Genomic DNA, 17,492 nt, shown 5'->3' with positions numbered 1-17,492 from the left:
AGCTATTGTTTTTCAACAAAAAGGGCGGCTACCGAGCCGCCCTTTTTCGTGCCTGCCAATCCTGCCGCGACAGCCGGTAGAGGACATGTCGCTTGAGATGCGGGTGGCTGTCGGGGATGGATGGGTGGTCGAAATCGCGAGCCGGGTCGGGGCTCATGCCAAGACGCTCCATGACGGCCGTCGAGCGGCGGTTGGCCGCGACGGCAAAGGAGACGATTTCGTCGCGGCCGAGCGTTTCGAAGCCGAAAGCAAGCCAGGCTTCGGACGCTTCGGTAACGTAGCCCTTGCCCCAGAATTCCGGCACCAGACGCCAGCCGATCTCGATCGTATCGGAAGGCAGGGATGGCACGTGATCGGTTTTTAAGAGGCCGACAAAGCCGATACATTCTCCTGTCGTGGCAATCTCGGCGGCGGCAAAGCCAAAGCCGTCCTCGGCGATCCAGCCTCGAAATTCGTCCATCTTGGCATCCGTCTCGACACGGTCGCGGCGGAACGGAAAGAATTCCATCACCCGCTCGTCCGAATTGATGCGATGGAAGAGCTCGCGGTCGCGTTCTTCCCAGTTGCGCAGGATCAGGCGTTCGGTGCGCATCGGTTTCATACGACGAATTCCTCCTGCCGGTAGCCCTGCACATAAAGCAGCGCGGTGAGATCGCCATGGTCGATGCGGACTTTGGCTTCGGCGGCGACGGTGGGTTTGGCGTGAAGCGCAACACCGGTGCCGGCAAGCCGGATCATGTCGAGGTCGTTGGCGCCGTCGCCGACGGCAATGGCGTCGGCCGGCGTCAGGCCGAGGCGGGCCGAGATTTCGATAAGCGCATCGGCCTTGGCGGCGCGGCCGAGGATCGGTTCGGCGACCAGGCCGGCAAAGCGCCCGTTTTCCTCGATCAGGCGGTTGGCGCGGTTTTCCTGGAAGCCCAGCATGTCCGCGATGCGGCTGGTGAAGACGTCGAAGCCGCCGGAGAGGAGTGCCGTCCAGGCGCCATTGGCCCGCATCGTCTGCACCAGAGTGCGACCGCCCGACGCCAGTGTCAGGCGGTTGGCGATGATGCGGTCGACAACGGCGGTATCGAGGCCTTTCAGCAGCGCCACGCGTTCCCGTAAGGCGGGCTCGAAGGCGATCTCGCCATTCATCGATCGTGCCGTGATGGCGGCGACGCGATCTTTGACGCCGATCTCGTCGGCCAGTTCGTCGATGCATTCCTGGTCGATCATGGTCGAATCCATGTCGGCGAGCAGTATTGTCTTGCGGCGCGTGTCCGCCTGCTGGACGATCACGTCGACAGGCTCGGAGGCAAGCGCAGCGCGCAAGGCGGCAATCGTCTCTGTGGTTTCAGCCCCTTCGGCCAACACCAGATCGCACGCAACGCCTTCACCCAGCCAGCGAACAGCGCTTGCGCCGACCGAGCGTGAGGCCATACTCGCAAGCGAGGCCGACACGGTGCGGCGGACGGGGTGGGACACAAGCGTGGCGATGAGCGGCATCGAAAATTCCAGCGGGCAGGCGGGCGAGGGCCGCGTGAAGAACGCGATCCTGATAGCCGGGCCGACCGCCAGCGGCAAGTCGGCGCTGGCGCTCGATCTCGCCGAGCGCAAGGGCGGTGTCATCGTCAACACCGATTCCATGCAGGGCTATTCGGTGCTCGATGTGCTGACGGCGCGGCCGAACGCGGCCGAACTCGGCCGCGCGCCGCACTTTCTCTACGGCCACGTGCATCCCTCCACCGCCTATTCCACCGGTGCCTGGCTGCGCGACGTGATGAAGCTGATCGATGACGGTACGCTTGCCCGGCGGCCCGATGGCCCTCCCTTTGAGCGACCGGTGATTTTCGTCGGCGGCACCGGGCTTTATTTTCGCGCGCTTGCCGAGGGCATTTCGGAGATGCCGGACATTCCGCAGCAGGTGCGCGACCGCTGGCGCTACGAGTTGAAGGAACAAGGCGCGGCCAAGCTGCATCGCCTCCTGATGCACGAGGATTCGGCGGTTGCCATGCAGCTGAAGCCGACCGACGGCCAGCGCATCGTGCGGGCGCTGGAGGTGCTTGACGCCTCCGGTCGCTCCATTCTCGAATGGCAAGCGGCGCGTGGCCGGCCGCTGATCGACCGCGACAGCGCGCGTTTCTTCGTCATTGAGCCGGACCGCGCGGCCCTTGTTGAGCGGATCGAAACGAGGTTCGACCGCATGCTCGATCTTGGCGCTCTCGACGAAGTCAAACGGCTTGTGGCGCTTGGTCTTGATCCCGACCTGCCGGCGATGAAGGCGATCGGCGTTCGCGAACTCTCGGCCGCGATGGCTGACGACATCAGTTTCCCCCAGGCCATCGAGCGCTGCAAGGCCGCGACGCGGCAATATGCCAAACGGCAAACGACGTGGTTTCGCCATCAGTTGGGGCCGGAATGGCTAAGGTTGCAGCCTGGTGACGACCTTCAAACCGCGATTTGATTCTCCTGCTGCTAATACAATTAAAGAAACAGGATCCGGAATGAACATTCCCGTTCCGGTTGTCTGGGTTAACTGTCCGTAAGGCGCCGTCATGCCATAAATCGGGCGGGTACTTTTCCAACGGGGAGCAGATGCGTTTCCACAAGGCGGAATCCGCATTTTTCGTCTTTATTTTCGTGATCCTTGCCGCAGGCCTGGTGACGCTTCATGCCTATGGTCTTTTGCAGGGCATCGCCGCCGACATGGATACGGCGTCCCGCATCGAGAGGATCGTCTACCTCAACAGGCTGCTGTTCATCACCGGTGTGCTTCTGGCGACGGCGCTGTTCTTCGGTGTGTTCTTCATCTACCCGCTGATTCGTAGACAGGCGACGGAAGAGGGCAAGCTGCGGGCGATGACGGTGTCGCTCAGCGCCCGTTCGGAAACGCTGCAGCATGCGGCGCTGACCGATGGTCTCACCGGCATGCAGAACCGGCGCTATTTTGACGATGCGCTGAAGGAATATCTCGAAGAATTCCGCCGCATCGAGAAGCCCGTCGGGCTGATGATCCTCGACCTCGACCATTTCAAGCAGGTCAACGACACACATGGCCACGATGTCGGCGACGAGGTGCTGAGGGCAGTCGCCAATTGCCTCAAAGGCATGACGCGCTATCACGACGTGGTGGCGCGGCTCGGCGGCGAGGAGTTTGCCGTGGTCACGCCCAACATGGATGCGGAGTTGCTGGGGAAATTCGCCGAACGCATCCGCAAGGCGATTGCCAACATGTCGGTGCTGTCGGGCAATGTCCGCCTCAAGATCACCACCAGCGTCGGACTTGCTGTGTGGGACCGGAAGGAAACGGCCGAGGAATTTTACCGCCGCGCCGACCGCCAGCTCTATGAGGCGAAGAGGCAGGGCCGCAACCGCGTCTGCGCCTAAAATCCCGGCATTAAATTCGTGAGGCTGGCCGCCTGGCGCCGTTTTCTGCGCTTCCGGTGCTCACGGACTTGATGTCCGCTCCGCTCCGGCCTTCGCCGGCCGAAGCACTCATAAGTGTCTCCGCTCTATGAAGGCTACGGCCGGCGTAGGCCGGTTCTCGAAAACGACACCATCCGACTCAGCCTGACGAATTTTCTGACGGGATTTACCCAAGCAAGCCAACGACGCCGAGGCTTGGACACCGGCGCGGCTTTTCAATTGTTCGGCAGAAGGACGTTACGCTGAAGCTCAGTCGTTCTGCGGGCGCATGCCGAAGGTTGTGGGCTTGAGGCCATAGCGCAGGTCGAAATCGTCGTCTGGCTGGACGCGCGGCGCTGGCGGCTTGCGGAAATCTGGATCGCCGGCCTGGCGGCCGGTATCCACGACCTCGGCGAAGGCCATCGCCTGTTGTGGCTTCGGCACGTTGCGCAGCCGCTCGACGATGGCCGCGAGATCGACGTCGTTGCCGTCCTGCGAGAACTCGTCCTGCTCTCGCTTGGCGGTGCCGGGGATCAGATTCTCCGCCAGCTTTTCGAATTTCAGCCGCATGGTCGTCGCCACGCCTTCACCGAAGGCGATGGCTTCGCGCTGGCCCATGGAGGACAGGAAAGCCAGCGTCGAGGCGGAGGAATCGGCGATCGCCGAGCGGATGATTGCCTGGTCCTGCTCGTTGGCCAGGCGCATGGCAAAGAAGGTCGAGCATTGCGACAGGATGGTCGGATCAAGTTCGCCCGGACGCTGGGTGACGACGCCGAGATAGCAGCCATATTTGCGGCCTTCCTTGGCGATGCGCGACAACGCATGCCTTGTCGGCGCGAAGCCGAGGCGGGGGTCGGCCGGCATATAGCGATGCGCTTCTTCGCACAGCAGCAAAAGTTTCAGCCGGCCTTCGCTCCACAGAGCGAGGTCGAAGGCAAGGCGCGCCAGCACCGAACAGACGGAGTTGACCACTTCGGACGGCATGCCGGCCATCTCGAAGCAGGTCACCGGGCGGCCATGATGCGGCACCCGGAAAATGTTGCCGATCGTCTCGTGGATCGTGTCCTCGATCAGCCGCGAATTGAACATGAAGCGATAGCGCGGGTCGGATGCCGCCGACTCGATGCGCGTCTTCAGCGATTTCAGCGTTGGGCGGTCGTTCTTGCTTTCCAGAAGGCCCATACGCTCGTCGATCTGCTTGATGAGATCGACCATGCGGTAGGGCACCGGCGTGTCGGCGGTCAGCGCATCGCTGCCGCGTCGCACATATGTGCCGGAATTCGGGTTGCGGTAGAGATTCTTGGCGGCGGGGATCAGGTCACGCAGCACATCGACCTCTTCCGGCACGACCTCTCGGCCGCGAAACAGCACCTCGGCGAATTCCTCCAGCCTGAACATCCAGAACGGCAAATCGAGCGTCTTGGAGTCGACCTTGACGCAGAATTCCGGCAGCGACGCGGCGAATTCATTGTGAGGATCGAGGATGAGGATGCGCAAATCGGGCCGGGCGGCGATCGACTTGCGCAAGAGCAGCGAGACCGCCGTGGATTTGCCGACGCCTGTCGTGCCGACAATGGCGAAGTGGCGCGCCAGCGTGTCGTCGATGGCGATGTTGGCGTCGATCGCCTCGTCCTGCGACAGCGTGCCGATGGTGATCGAATGACGCCCGGCGAGGTCATAGACCGCCTGCAGGTCGCGGCTGCGGATGCGGTGGGCGATGGCGCCGATATGCGGATAGGTGGTGATGCCGCGGTCGAAAATCGGGCGGTCGCCGGGCTCGGCGCCGTCGCGCACCTCGCCGATCAACTCGACGTTCACCTCGATCGGGTTCTGCCCCTCATTGCTCCACGCGCGATCCGACTTGCCGATCTCATAGACCAGGCCAACCGTGCGCGATGTCCCGAGGTTGATGGAGATCATCTTGCCGACCGTCCACAGGCCGGTGACCGCTCCTTCGATGTCGTCGGCGTAGGCGCTGATCGTGGCGCGGGCGCCGTCACACTGCACGACATTGCCCAGAATGCGCTTGTCGTTCTGCTCGGCGCGGCGGCGCTCCTGCGAGGTCGGTTCGCCGACGGAGGCTTCGCGCTCGACAAACATACGGTCCGATCCCCATTTCCGTGGAGCGTTGACCCTACACAAATGGGGTTAAGGTGGCGTGATGCGGGATGGTGTAGCAGGCGTTAACCCGTTAGCGAAAATTCAACCGACCGGCCTCTTTCCCAGTGCGCAAATTTCGATATATTGGACGAATGACTGATATAGCGAATGATGTATCCGCCACGATCGGCAAAAGAATCCACGCCGAAAGAACCTTGCGCAACTGGTCGCTGGCAGAGCTGGCGGACCGCTCCGGCGTCTCCAAAGCCATGCTCAGCACCATCGAGCGTGGCATGACCAGCCCGACCGCGTCTCTCCTGGTGCGCATCGCCGCCGCCTTCGGCATGACGCTGTCGACGCTGATTGCGCGCGCCGAGCAGCAAGGCGGTGGCCTGCTGCGCGAAAGCGAGCAGCCGGTGTGGCGAGATCCCGGCACCGGCTATGTCAGGCGGCATCTGTCACCGATCTCCGACATGCCGCTCGAACTGATCCGGGTGCAATTGCCGGCGGGCGCCAAGGTAAGCTTCCCGGCAGCGTCCTATGCCTTCATCAAGCAGCAGATGTGGCTGATCTCCGGACGTCTCGAATTCACCGAGGGCGATGTCGTGCACAGTCTTGAGCCCGGCGACTGCCTGGCGCTCGGCGCGCCGTCGGACTGCACGTTCCACGCTGTGGGACCGCAGTCCGCCGACTATCTGGTCGCGCTGGTCAGGGGCTGAGGTCGTGGCAAGACGTCCCAAGCGCTCCGATAATGGCGGACCGCCGCTCGATGATTACAAAGGACCGCCCTGGGGCAAGGGCGATCCATACATCTTCCTCGCCTGGCAGGAAGCGCACGCCAAGGCGTGGAAGGCGCCCAGCCGTGACGTCATGCTGATGCGCATGGAAAAGGCCGAACGGCTCGGCCTGACCTATGAGGAATACACGCTTGAAATCCTCGAACGCGGGCTGCACCTGCAGCCGAAAGACGCCGATCGCATCGCCGCGATCAAGGCAGGACGAAAACGGCGCCGCGTCGCGCGTCTGGATTGATACCAAAAGGAGATAGTGCAGGCATGAGTTCCATCGAAATCAGGTCACTGACTGCGGAAACACGCGACATGCTGGCCGACCTCCTGATCGAGACGGTCGCGGCCGGCGGCTCGGTCAGCTTCATGCATCCCTTGTCCCGGCAGGCTGCGAGCGCCTTCTGGGACATGTCGCTGGAGGCTGCGGAAAGGGGTAAAAGAGCAGTGCTGGGCGCCTGGCAGGGAGACGCTCTCGTCGGCACCGTGACCTTGCTGCTGGACTTTCCGGTCAACCAGCCGCACCGCGCCGAGATCGCCAAGCTGATGACCCGTGTCGCGCACCGCGGCAAGGGCATAGCGAGCCGGTTGATGCGGGCCGCCGAGGCTCTCGCCGTCGAAAAGGGCCGCACGCTGCTGGTGCTGGACACGGCGACGGAAGAGGGCGCTTCCGGCCTTTACGAGAAACTCGGCTTCACGCTCACCGGTGAAATACCGGACTTTGCCTTGAAGCCGCATGGTGGGCTGACCGGCACGCTGGTCTACTGGAAGCGCATCAGCCAGCCCGCCACTGCCTAACCCTTGTGATGCACCTGCTGCAGCGCATAGACCGGCGTCGCGATGCCTTCCATCCGCGCCTTCAGCTGCAGCGACAGGAACTGCGAATAGTGGCGTGACTGATGCAGGTTGCCGCCATGGAACCATAGCGCCTCCTGCTGCGTCGGCTTCCACATGTTGCGAAGCTCGCCTTCCCAGGGACCGGGATCCTTGGTGGTGTTGGAGCCAAGGCCCCAGCATTTGCCGACCTTGTCTGCGACCTCCCGTGAGATCAAATCGGCCGCCCAGCCATTCATCGAGCCGTAGCCGGTGGCGTAGACGATGAGGTCGGCCGGCAGTTCGGATCCATCCGAGAGCATCACCGAATGCGCTTTGATCTCCTTCACCTCGACGCCGCTCTTCAATTTGATCGAGCCGTCGACGATCAGGTCGGAAGCGCCGACATCGATGTAGTAGCCCGAGCCGCGCCGAAGATACTTCATGAACAGGCCGGAGTCGTCGTCGCCCCAGTCGAGCATGAAGCCGGCCTTCTCCAGGCCGTTGTAGAAGCTGGCGTCGCGCTTCTTCATCTCCGCATAGGCCGGGATCTGGAACTCGTGCAAGATCTTGTAGGGCAGGGAGGCAAAGATGAGATCGGCCTTGGCGGTGGTCACGCCGCTCTCGACCGCCTTTTCCGAATAGAGCGAGCCCAGCCCGATCTCCATCAGTGTATCCGATTTGACGATGTGGGTGGTCGAGCGCTGCACCATGGTGACGTCGGCGCCGGCCTCCCAAAGGGCGGCCGCGATGTCGTGGGCTGAATTGTTGGAACCAATGATAACAGCCTTCTTGCCGACATAGGCGTCGGGGCCGGGATGCTTCGAGGAGTGATGCTGGTCGCCCTTGAAGCTTTCCATGCCCTTGAAGCTCGGCATGTTGGCCTTGCCGGACTGGCCCGTGGCCAGCACCAGCTGCTTCGGCTTCAGCGTGATGTCCTTGCCGTCGCGGCGCACGACAACCGTCCACTCCTGCTTCTTGTCGTCATAGACGGCGCTCTTGGCCTCGGTCGAGGACCAGTAGTTCAACTCCATCACCTTGGCGTACATTTCCAGCCAGTCACCGATCTTGTCCTTGGGCGCGAAGACCGGCCAGTTCCTGGGGAAGTCGATATAGGGCAGATGGTCGTACCAGACCGGGTCGTGCAGGCAGAGCGACTTGTAGCGCTTGCGCCAGCTGTCGCCGGCGCGCTCGTTCTTCTCGACGATGATGGTCGGCACGCCGAGCTGCCGCAGACGTGCGCCGAGCGCGATGCCGCCCTGGCCGCCGCCGATGATCAGCGTGTAGGGCTGCGTCTTGAAGCCGAGTTCGGCGGCTTCCTTCTCGCGCTCCTCCTTCCAGGTCGGCCGGTTCTTGCCATGGCCATGCTTGGCGCCGAGCGGGCGGTCGAAGCCGGCCGGTTCCTCATGGCCCTTGAGCTCGACCATGGTGGTGAGCAGCGTCCAGATCTTGCCGTCCTTCAGCCGGATGTGACCGAAGCCGCGCGCCGCCTCCGTTTCGAAGCTGATCCAGCCGTCCAGCACGCCGTCGCTTTCGCTCGCGTCCTCGCCCTTGGCGATCGCCCAGTTCGACGGTTTGGTCTTGGCCAACTGGCTGACCAGCATGTCGCGCACTTGGTCGCGGCCCTCCATCGTCTTGATGTTCCAGGTGAAGGTGACGAGATCGCGCCAGTAACAATCCTCCTGAAAGCAGGCGACAGTCTTGTCGATATCGCCGGCGCTGAGTGCCGCGCCGAAGGTATCGAGCAAGTCTGAGAGTTTCTTGTTCGGGGCCTTGTCGAGCATTGAATTTCCTCCGCGATTTTTTCCTGGCCGCCTGTAGCGAACGGAACCCTGCCGAAGCTTGACGTCCGGCTTCGTGCAGTATCGCGGCAAACTACGCGCCGCGTCACGTCGTCCAATAGTTTGACGTGTATTCAGGGACTTATCGGGAAATCGCCGTTCGGACCGCGCCCGGCTCAAATGCTACGGGCGCTCAGCCATGCGCTGGCCGAACACGGTTGCGAACCAGTGACGGACATCGTCCTCGGCGCGGCTGAGATGGGCGCCGGAAGGGGCGGTCAGATAGTGGCCGGCGCCGCCCGACAGGGCGAAATCGGACAGGGCCACGAGCGATCCGTCGCGCAGTGCTGCATCAGCCAGCGGGCGCGATCCCAGCACCATGCCGGCGCCGTGCTTCGCCGCCTCCAGCGCGGCGACGAAACTGTCGAATTTGTGCGCCGACGCGATAGTGGGCTTCATGCGCGCGGCCGCGAACCATTCGCCCCACATTTCGCGCGCTCCGACGACGGTCAGTTTCGGCAATTCCGTCCAGTCCGGCATCTTGGCGAGATGTGGCGCCGCCATCGGCGTCAATGTTTCCCGGGTGAGCCGATCGGCCTGTCGTCCAGCAAAGGAGCCATTGCCGAAACGGATGTCGAGCATGCCGGAGCGTTCGCCATAATCGGCAGGCGTGTGGATGGTCTCGATCTGCAATTGGACATGCGGCAGGCTGGTCGCCATTTCGGGCAGGAGCGGCGCGATCATCAGCACGGCAAACGAGATCGGCGAGCGTATCGTCACGCTCTGGATCGTCTTTGGTTCGAACAGCTCGCGCGTGCTGTTGGCAATCACCGCGAAGGCCGATTGCAGATGCGGCAGATAGGCCGCGGCCTCCGGCGTCAAGTCGACGCCGCGCGCCAGGCGGATGAACAGGGGATGCTTCAGCCGCTCTTCGAGCAAGCGGATGTGCTGGCTGACGGCCGCCTGGGTCAATCCGAGTTCGGCCGCGGCGGCGGTGAAATTCGACAGCCGCGCGGCGGCCTCGAAACTGCGCAGCCAATCGAGTGGCGGCAAGGGCAGGGCTGATTGAGGCATAAGTAGTTTATGGTCTTTGGGCGCAAAATGATAATTTGAATTATGCCTGCTGCGCCTTCACCATGCAATCGGAAACCCTGCGGACCTCGCTGCGGGGCACAGCGGACAGGAACGGATTTTCATGCTCACCCACGCGCTGATCGGCGACGAAGGTAAAACAATAGACCTTGGCTGGAAGGATGGGACGCGCACCCGCTTTCACGCCATGTGGCTGCGCGACAATGCGCTGGACGACAAGACGCGCAGCGCCGGCAACGGCCAGCGGCTGATCACCATTCTCGACATTCCGGCGCAAACGCGGATCGGCGCCGCCGCGATCAAGGCTGACGCCCTCGAAATCAGCTTCGTGCCCGAACAGAAGACCGTCAGCTTTCCCGCGGCGTGGCTGAGCGCCAACGCCTATGATCGCGATGCCGCCCGCGAGCCCGGGTGGACCGGCGAGGCCACCGTGCGATGGACCAAGGCCTCGATGCAGAATTCGGTGCCGCGCGCCGGATACGTCGCTGCCAGCCGTGACCGCACAGTCCTGCGGCAGTGGTTGTCGGCGGTGAAGACCTATGGCTTCGCGGTGATGGACGATCTGCCGGCCGAATCCGGGGCGCTGTGCAAAGTGTCCGATCTGTTCGGCTATATCAGGGAGACAAATTACGGCCGCTGGTTCGAAGTCCGCGCCGAGGTCAATCCGACCAATCTGGCCTACACCAATCTTGGCCTGCAGTCGCACACCGACAATCCTTATCGCGATCCGGTGCCGACGCTGCAGATCCTGTCCTGTATCGAAAACACGGTTGAAGGCGGCGAATCCAGCGTCGTCGACGGTTTTGCCGTCGCGGCCGCCTTGCAGGCCGAGAATCCCGAAGGCTTCCGCCTGTTGAGTTCATACCCGGCCCGTTTCGAATATGCCGGATCGTCGGGCGTGCGGCTGCGGGCCAAGCGGCCGATGATCGAGCTCGGGCCGGATGGCGAGCTCATCGCCATCCGCTTTAACAACCGCTCTTTGGCCCCGACGGTCGATGTTCCATTCGCCGACATGGAAGCCTACTACGCCGCCTATCGGCGGTTCGCCGAACTGATCGAGGATCCGTCCTTCGAAGTGACCTTCAAGCTCGAGGCAGGGCAGGCCTTCATCGTCGACAACACGCGCGTCATGCATGCCCGCAAGGCGTTTTCCGGGACCGGCAAGCGCTGGCTGCAGGGCTGCTACGCCGACAAGGACGGCCTGCTGTCGACGCTTTTGGCGATCGAACACGGCTTCAAGGAGGCTGCGGAATGAGTGGCCAGGATTTGAACGCGGACAACATCGTCGAGTTCATTGCCGACATCTTCGAGCGCCGGGGTGCTGAATCCTATCTCGGCGAACCCGTCACCATGTCGGAGCACATGCTGCAGGGTGCGTGGTTTGCCGAACAAGACGGCGCGCCCGATGTGCTGGTGGCGGCGGCATTGCTGCACGACATCGGCCACTACACCAGCGAGTTCGGCACCTATTCGCCCGACGATGTCGAGGACAAGCATCATGACGAGGCCGGCGGCGAGGTGCTGGCGCCGTTCTTTCCGCCTGTCATCGTCGAATGCGTCAGGCTGCATGTCGCCGCCAAGCGCTACCTCTGCGCCACCGACCCGACCTACTTCGGCAAGCTGTCGCAGGCCTCGGTCCACACGCTGTCGCTGCAGGGCGGGCCGATGAATGCCGAAGAAGTGGCGGAGTTCCGCAAGAACCCGTTCCATGAGGAAGCGGTGCGGGTGCGCATCTGGGACGAGGCCGGCAAGGTCGCCAACATGAAGACAAGGAATTTTCGCGACTACGTACCGCTGCTGCAAGGTGTCGTCCGCGACTTCGCCAATCGCGCCTGAACGTCGCCTTGCTGTTGCCACTGGCCGGATGTATGTGCAGCACCGGGCATGGATGCTTTCATGTCCTGCAACCCAACCACGCTTTCGAAGGAGGCGACGATGAGATCATTTTCACGCATTTTGCGCCTCCGCTGGCGGCGGACGAGCTGAGCCGCTTCGCGGCTTCACCCCGCCGTGAGGCGTGGCGGCAGCCACCGTCCGAAGGCGATCACATCGATACCCAATGCCCGGCAGACGCCGTGCCAAACCGGTTGGAGCCAGTTGCTCCCGCCGACGATGGTCGCTGTCCGAACGCCTGAGATGCATCTTTGCAACAGCCTCCTAGGCCATTGTAAACATTAAAAGAATAGCTCTTGCGTCGAGAACCCCGCAGGCGTACTGACGCCGCCCATTCGTAACCCGTCATCCCGAGAGGAGACCTGTCAAATGTCACGGCAACCCAGATCGACACATATCGTGCCGGCGCTGGAATTGCGTGCGGCTGACAGAGTTCCAATCGGGAAGAACGGCCATGGCCAGGTCCATGATCCAGCTCAGGCAGGATGCCGAGCGCCAACGCATTGAAGCATATCAGGCATCGCTGCAGCGGGTTTCCGCCGCGCCGCGTCCCGCTCCGGATTTCGAGCGGGCGATCGAGGAAGCACACCGCGGCTTCGGCATGGCGGTCCGCGACGGCAAGTTGTGGCGTCCGAAGCTGAAGACGCGCGACCCTGCGCGTCTACGGCTGGCCGCGGCGCGTCATCTCTACGCGATCTACCCTGTTCATGCCGCGCTCGAAGCCATCTGGCTCGACAGTTCGGGGCTCGATGCCAACGAGATCAAGCTGCGCAAGGCCTGGTACATCGCGGCTGCGGGTGGCAACTCGCTCTACAAGGCTGGTGCCAATGAATGGCTGTCGCGCAAGGAGGTGCATTGCTTCCTGAACGTGTCCGGCGAGTTCGGCTTTGAGGAGGCGTTCTGGTTCGCGATCGTGCGGTCCTACACCGAAGATTGCGGGCTGGCGGCACGGCTTGCGCGCACCAAGATCGCGCGCACGCCGCGCGGCGATCTCGCCTTCTGGCGCGAAGTGGCGCGCTTCTTCTGCGAGCATCCGGCGTCGAAGGAGGAGATCGACGACCTCTGCGATTTCCTCGGCGCCAGGCACCGGCGCGACCGAGCTTACAGCCTGAAAGGCCGTACGCTCGCTTCGCTGCGCCGGCAGATGGTGGACTGGCACCGCGACCTCGCCGCGATCGAGCGCATCGAGGCGATGCGCCGGCGGGCAGAAGCTCGAGCCAGGCCGGCTGCCGGCGCACCGGCGCAGACCAACGCCTGGGCCGGCTCGCGCTTGCAGGACTGGGAGTGGCATCCCCAGCCCAAGGAGGCGAAAGTGTATGGCGAGTGGTTCTCCATCCGTCAGTTGAAGACGGCCGAGGATCTCGTTGCCGAGAGCCGGGCTATGCATCACTGCGTCTCGATGTATGCCGCCAAATGCATTGCCGGCTACGCCTCGATCTGGACGCTGCGGCGCAAGGCACTGGGCAAGACCGATCGGCTGCTGACGATCGAGCTCGATCAGAAGCATCGCGCGGTGCAGGTGCGCGGTTTCGGCAATCGCCTGGCCACGCCTGAGGAACAAAAAATCCTCGAGCGCTGGGCCAAGGCGAAGGCCGTGACGCTTGGCGCCTGATAAAAGTGAATCCGCGCGGCCCAAAAGGCCGCGCGGATTGCCCGTTGACATCGACGCAAAACCAATTCTATTGTCCGCCACCATGAAAAAGGCACTCATTCTCGTAGGAAAGCGCGTGGGCAAGGCGGTGTAACCGCCGGGCGAAAACCTCCCATGCGCAACACACAGGCTCCCTCGGGGGCCTTTTTTATTGCCCGAAACACGACTAAACGACCAGCAATCGCCCAATGGCGGACAGTACGGGACAGGACCGATGAGCAACGGACAGAGTGAGCGGCGTGAAATGACTGGCGCCGAAATGGTGGTGCAGGCGCTGAAGGACAATGGCGTCAAGCATGTCTTCGGTTATCCCGGCGGCGCGGTGCTTCCGATCTACGACGAAATCTTCCAGCAGGACGAGGTCGAGCATATTCTGGTCCGTCACGAGCAGGGCGCCGGCCATGCCGCTGAAGGCTATGCGCGCTCGACCGGCAAGGCCGGCGTGCTGCTCGTGACATCGGGGCCGGGCGCCACCAATGCGGTGACGCCGCTGCAGGACGCGCTGATGGATTCGATCCCTCTGGTCTGCCTGACCGGACAGGTGCCGACCTCGCTGATCGGCTCGGATGCGTTCCAGGAGTGCGATACGGTCGGCATCACGCGGCCCTGCACCAAGCACAACTGGCTGGTGAAGGACGTCAACGAACTCGCCGCCACCATCCACGAAGCTTTCCATGTCGCCACGACCGGCCGTCCCGGCCCGGTGGTGGTCGACATTCCGAAGGACGTGCAGTTCGCCAAGGGCATCTATGTGCCGCCGCAGACGGCGCCGCGCACCAGCTACCAGCCGAAGGTCCAGGGCGATCTGGAGAAGGTGAAGGCCGCGGTCGAACTGATGGCAGCTGCCCGGAAGCCGATCATCTATTCGGGCGGCGGCGTCATCAATTCCGGCCCGGAAGCGAGCCATTTGCTGCGCGAACTGGTCGACCTCACCGGTTTCCCCATCACCTCGACGCTGATGGGGCTCGGCGCCTATCCGGCATCGGGCAAGAACTGGATGGGCATGCTGGGCATGCACGGCACCTATGAAGCCAATATGGCGATGCACGATTGCGACGTGATGATCTGCATCGGCGCGCGTTTCGACGACCGCATTACCGGACGGCTGACCGCGTTCTCGCCGAACTCGAAGAAGATCCACATCGATATCGACCCGTCGTCGATCAACAAGAACGTCCACACCGACGTGCCGATCATCGGCGATGTCGGCCGCGTGCTCGAGGACATGGTGCGGTTGTGGCGGGCAAGCGCCAAGGCCGACAAGAAGGCGCTCTTTCCCTGGTGGGAGCAGATCGCCAAATGGCGCGCGCGCGATTCACTCGCCTACAAGATGAACAACGACGTGATCATGCCGCAATACGCCATCCAGCGGCTCTACGAACTGACCAAGGACAGGGACACCTACATCACCACCGAGGTCGGCCAACACCAGATGTGGGCGGCGCAGCACTATCATTTCGAAAAGCCGAACCGCTGGATGACATCAGGCGGCCTGGGCACGATGGGTTACGGCCTGCCGGCAGCGCTCGGCGTGCAGATCGCGCATCCCGATGCGCTGGTCATCGACATTGCCGGCGACGCCTCGGTGCAAATGACGATGCAGGAGATGAGTGCTGCGGTGCAGCACGATGCGCCGATCAAGATCTTCATCCTCAACAACCAGTATATGGGCATGGTGCGGCAGTGGCAGCAGCTGCTGCACGGCAACCGGCTGTCGCATTCCTACACCGAGGCGATGCCGGACTTCGTCAAGCTGGCCGATGCCTATGGCGGCCACGGCATTCGTTGCGAGAAGCCGGACGAGCTGGATGACGCGATCAAGGAGATGATCGCGGTGAAGAAGCCGGTGCTGTTCGACTGCCGCGTGGCCACGCTCGCCAACTGCTTCCCGATGATCCCGTCGGGCAAGGCGCACAATGAAATGCTCCTGCCCGACGAGGCGACCGACGAGGCGGTGGCCAACGCCATCGACGCCAAGGGCAGGGAACTGGTCTAGGACAAGCCAAGGCAGGGCTTGGAAGCCGTGCGCAAACAGAGAATTAGCTCAAAGTCTGAAATCGAGATTCATGTCATGAACGCACAGCTACAACCGACCGGCTCCGCCTATTTCATCGCCAAGGAAACCGAGAAGCCGGAGAACCATACGCTCTCCGTGCTGGTCGACAACGAGCCGGGCGTGCTTGCCCGCGTCATCGGCCTGTTTTCCGGCCGCGGCTACAACATCGAGAGCCTCACCGTCTCAGAGACCGAGCATGAAAAGCATCTGTCGCGCATCACCATCGTGACGCGCGGCACGCCGCATGTGATGGAGCAGATCAAGCACCAGCTCGAGCGCATCGTGCCGGTGCATCGCGTCGTCGACCTCACCGTACGCTCGCATGAGCTCGGCCAGGAGAGGCCGCTGGAGCGTGAACTGGCGCTGGTCAAGGTGGCCGGCACCGGCGAGACCCGCGTCGAGGCGTTGCGCCTGGCGGATGCTTTTCGTGCTTCGGTCATCGACGCCAACACCGAGCATTTCATTTTCGAGATCACCGGCAAGGGCTCGAAGCTCGACCAGTTCATCGCCATCATGAAGCCGCTTGGCCTGGTCGAAATCTGCCGCACCGGCGTGGCGGCCATGAACCGTGGCCCGCAAGGCATGTAGGCAGTGCGGGCGGCGGGCGCATTGGACCAATCGAATGAATTTGCGTCCGGCGCCCGGTCGATTTAAGTCAGCATTGCTGACCTTTGTGAGCCGTCATGACCCTCGACGCCTTCCTTGCCCTGCTGCTCTACGCCCTGGTGACCTCGATCACGCCGGGCCCGAACAACTTCATGCTGCTGGCATCGGGCGTCAATTTCGGCATCGTGCGGACGATCCCGCATATGCTGGGCATCAGCATTGGCTTTTGCGTGCTGTTGCTGGCCGTCGGCTTCGGCCTCGGCGCGGTGCTGACGGCGTTTCCGGCGCTGCACACCGCACTCAAGATCGCGGGTGCTGCCTATCTGCTCTACCTCGCCTGGAAGATCGCCATGTCGCGTTCGCTCAGCGGCAAGGGCGAGACGGAGGCCAAGCCGATGCGCTTCATCGATGCCGCCGCCTTCCAGTGGGTCAATCCCAAGGCCTGGGTGATGGCGATCACGGCCATGGCTGTCTACACCAATCCCGACCACCCATTCCTGTCGGTGGCGCTGATCTCACTAGCATTCACCATCGTCAATTTGCCGAGCGTTTCGGTGTGGGCGGGATTCGGCACAGCGCTGCGTGGCTTCCTGTCGGATCCGGTGCGGCTCAAATGGTTCAACATCGCCATGGGCGTGCTGCTCGCGGCGACGCTCTGGCCGATGCTCCGCTAGCTCATTGATCGATGGCCGACTTGAATCTGATTGCGGCCCCTTGGAAATCCCCCTGATTCAAGACAAAATCATCTAGCCTTTTGGGGGGACTCGAATGGAAAGCCACGCGCCGTTTCTACGCGAGGCGATTGCGCTCTCGAAATCCGCGATGGAACGCGGCGACGAACCGTTTGGCTCGGTGCTGGTGAAGGACGGCGAAGTAATCTTGCGCGCCGAAAACAGCGTCTTCACCGGCCACGATATGACGAACCACGCCGAGATGAACCTGATTAAGCTGGCGGCACAGCGCTACGAGACTGCTTTTCTCGCTGACTGCACGCTCTACACCAGCACGGAACCGTGCGCGATGTGCTCCGGGGCAATTTACTGGTCGGGCATCGGGCGCATGGTCTTTGCGTGCTCCGAGGCGCGGCTTGGCGAGATCGCTGGGATCGGGTTGAACGTGCCGAGCCGAGCGGTGCTGCAAACCGGCGCGCGCATCGTCACTGTGGTTGGCCCCTACCTCGAAGACGAAGCCGCCGAAGTTCATCAGGAATTCTGGCCGACGCATCTGGGCAAAGCTTAGAGACCAGCTATCGAGGCCCACGACAGGCGCCGGCTCGTGATCATGAACCGGCTGCCCATTCATTGTGCAGTGCACATTAAATCTTCGTAATG

The 17,492-nt window shown here is 62.7% G+C and carries 17 protein-coding genes; 12 read left to right on the top strand and 5 right to left on the bottom strand.

The window, feature by feature from the left end; all coding sequences use genetic code 11:
* Positions 1–28: 28 nt before the first annotated feature.
* Both FJV77_RS02910 and serB read right to left on the bottom strand, forming a co-directional pair.
* On the bottom strand, positions 29–601 hold the full coding sequence (locus FJV77_RS02910; RefSeq protein WP_142865334.1) for a GNAT family N-acetyltransferase: 573 nt from the start codon (positions 599–601) through the stop codon (positions 29–31).
* Positions 598–1,485 (bottom strand): phosphoserine phosphatase SerB, encoded by an 888-nt coding sequence (gene serB, locus FJV77_RS02905; RefSeq protein ID WP_142865333.1) that lies wholly within the window; start codon positions 1,483–1,485, stop codon positions 598–600. The genes FJV77_RS02910 and serB overlap by 4 nt, the downstream gene beginning before the upstream one ends.
* Between serB and miaA the strand changes: the two genes are divergently transcribed.
* Together miaA and FJV77_RS02895 are read left to right on the top strand one after the other, a co-directional pair.
* Positions 1,475–2,443 (top strand): tRNA (adenosine(37)-N6)-dimethylallyltransferase MiaA, encoded by a 969-nt coding sequence (miaA, locus tag FJV77_RS02900; RefSeq protein WP_142865332.1) that lies wholly within the window; start codon positions 1,475–1,477, stop codon positions 2,441–2,443. The two genes, serB and miaA, sit on opposite strands and share 11 nt — an antisense overlap.
* A 131-nt stretch (positions 2,444–2,574) precedes the next feature.
* Positions 2,575–3,366 (top strand): GGDEF domain-containing protein, encoded by a 792-nt coding sequence (locus FJV77_RS02895; RefSeq protein WP_112560450.1) that lies wholly within the window; start codon positions 2,575–2,577, stop codon positions 3,364–3,366.
* 288 nt (positions 3,367–3,654) lie between these two features.
* On the opposite strand, the gene FJV77_RS02890 is transcribed toward FJV77_RS02895, so the two are convergent.
* Positions 3,655–5,484, bottom strand: coding sequence for an ATP-binding protein (locus FJV77_RS02890; protein WP_142865331.1), 1,830 nt, complete (start codon positions 5,482–5,484; stop codon positions 3,655–3,657).
* Positions 5,485–5,636: 152 nt separating this feature from the next.
* Between FJV77_RS02890 and FJV77_RS02885 the strand changes: the two genes are divergently transcribed.
* Genes FJV77_RS02885 through FJV77_RS02875 form a run of 3 tightly spaced genes read left to right on the top strand, consistent with a single transcriptional unit; the run spans position 5,637 to position 7,067 of the window.
* The gene (locus FJV77_RS02885) at positions 5,637–6,203 is read left to right on the top strand and encodes an XRE family transcriptional regulator (RefSeq protein WP_142865330.1); all 567 of its coding nucleotides are present in this window, start codon (positions 5,637–5,639) and stop codon (positions 6,201–6,203) included.
* Between the two features lie 4 nt (positions 6,204–6,207).
* Complete coding sequence (locus FJV77_RS02880; RefSeq protein WP_142865329.1) at positions 6,208–6,516, top strand: hypothetical protein; 309 nt, start codon at positions 6,208–6,210, stop codon at positions 6,514–6,516.
* Positions 6,517–6,539: 23 nt separating this feature from the next.
* On the top strand, positions 6,540–7,067 hold the full coding sequence (locus tag FJV77_RS02875) for a GNAT family N-acetyltransferase (RefSeq protein ID WP_142865328.1): 528 nt from the start codon (positions 6,540–6,542) through the stop codon (positions 7,065–7,067).
* Here the strand turns inward: FJV77_RS02875 and FJV77_RS02870 are convergent.
* On the bottom strand, positions 7,064–8,866 hold the full coding sequence (locus FJV77_RS02870) for an NAD(P)/FAD-dependent oxidoreductase (RefSeq protein ID WP_142865327.1): 1,803 nt from the start codon (positions 8,864–8,866) through the stop codon (positions 7,064–7,066). The genes FJV77_RS02875 and FJV77_RS02870 overlap by 4 nt on opposite strands.
* Before the next feature lie 180 nt (positions 8,867–9,046).
* Positions 9,047–9,937, bottom strand: coding sequence for a LysR family transcriptional regulator (locus FJV77_RS02865; RefSeq protein WP_142865326.1), 891 nt, complete (start codon positions 9,935–9,937; stop codon positions 9,047–9,049).
* Positions 9,938–10,058: 121 nt separating this feature from the next.
* On the opposite strand from FJV77_RS02865, the gene FJV77_RS02860 reads away from it, so the two are divergent.
* The 7 genes from FJV77_RS02860 to FJV77_RS02830 all read left to right on the top strand — a co-directional run bounded on the left by FJV77_RS02860 (position 10,059) and on the right by FJV77_RS02830 (position 17,400).
* Complete coding sequence (locus FJV77_RS02860; RefSeq protein WP_142865325.1) at positions 10,059–11,210, top strand: gamma-butyrobetaine dioxygenase; 1,152 nt, start codon at positions 10,059–10,061, stop codon at positions 11,208–11,210.
* Positions 11,207–11,791, top strand: coding sequence for an HD domain-containing protein (locus FJV77_RS02855; RefSeq protein WP_142865324.1), 585 nt, complete (start codon positions 11,207–11,209; stop codon positions 11,789–11,791). Before FJV77_RS02860 ends, FJV77_RS02855 begins: the two co-directional genes overlap by 4 nt.
* Before the next feature lie 511 nt (positions 11,792–12,302).
* Positions 12,303–13,460: a PcfJ domain-containing protein gene (locus FJV77_RS02850; RefSeq protein WP_142865323.1), complete on the top strand. Its 1,158-nt coding sequence runs from the start codon at positions 12,303–12,305 to the stop codon at positions 13,458–13,460.
* Positions 13,461–13,713: 253 nt separating this feature from the next.
* Entirely contained in the window at positions 13,714–15,495 is a 1,782-nt protein-coding gene (locus tag FJV77_RS02845) for an acetolactate synthase 3 large subunit (protein ID WP_142865322.1), read from the top strand.
* A 75-nt stretch (positions 15,496–15,570) separates the two neighbouring features.
* Positions 15,571–16,143 carry an acetolactate synthase small subunit gene (ilvN, locus tag FJV77_RS02840; RefSeq protein ID WP_142865321.1) on the top strand — a complete coding sequence of 191 codons (573 nt, stop codon included), beginning with the start codon at positions 15,571–15,573 and terminating at the stop codon, positions 16,141–16,143.
* Between the two features lie 95 nt (positions 16,144–16,238).
* Positions 16,239–16,835: a LysE family translocator gene (locus FJV77_RS02835; RefSeq protein ID WP_142865320.1), complete on the top strand. Its 597-nt coding sequence runs from the start codon at positions 16,239–16,241 to the stop codon at positions 16,833–16,835.
* Between the two features lie 94 nt (positions 16,836–16,929).
* The gene (locus tag FJV77_RS02830) at positions 16,930–17,400 is read left to right on the top strand and encodes a nucleoside deaminase (RefSeq protein WP_142865319.1); all 471 of its coding nucleotides are present in this window, start codon (positions 16,930–16,932) and stop codon (positions 17,398–17,400) included.
* Positions 17,401–17,492: the final 92 nt, after the last annotated feature.

Source organism: Mesorhizobium sp. WSM4306 (assembly GCF_007003975.1).
GTDB lineage: Bacteria > Pseudomonadota > Alphaproteobacteria > Rhizobiales > Rhizobiaceae > Mesorhizobium.
The sequence above is the reverse complement of the archived record's forward strand: the minus strand, read 5'-3'. Positions and strand labels throughout refer to the sequence as shown.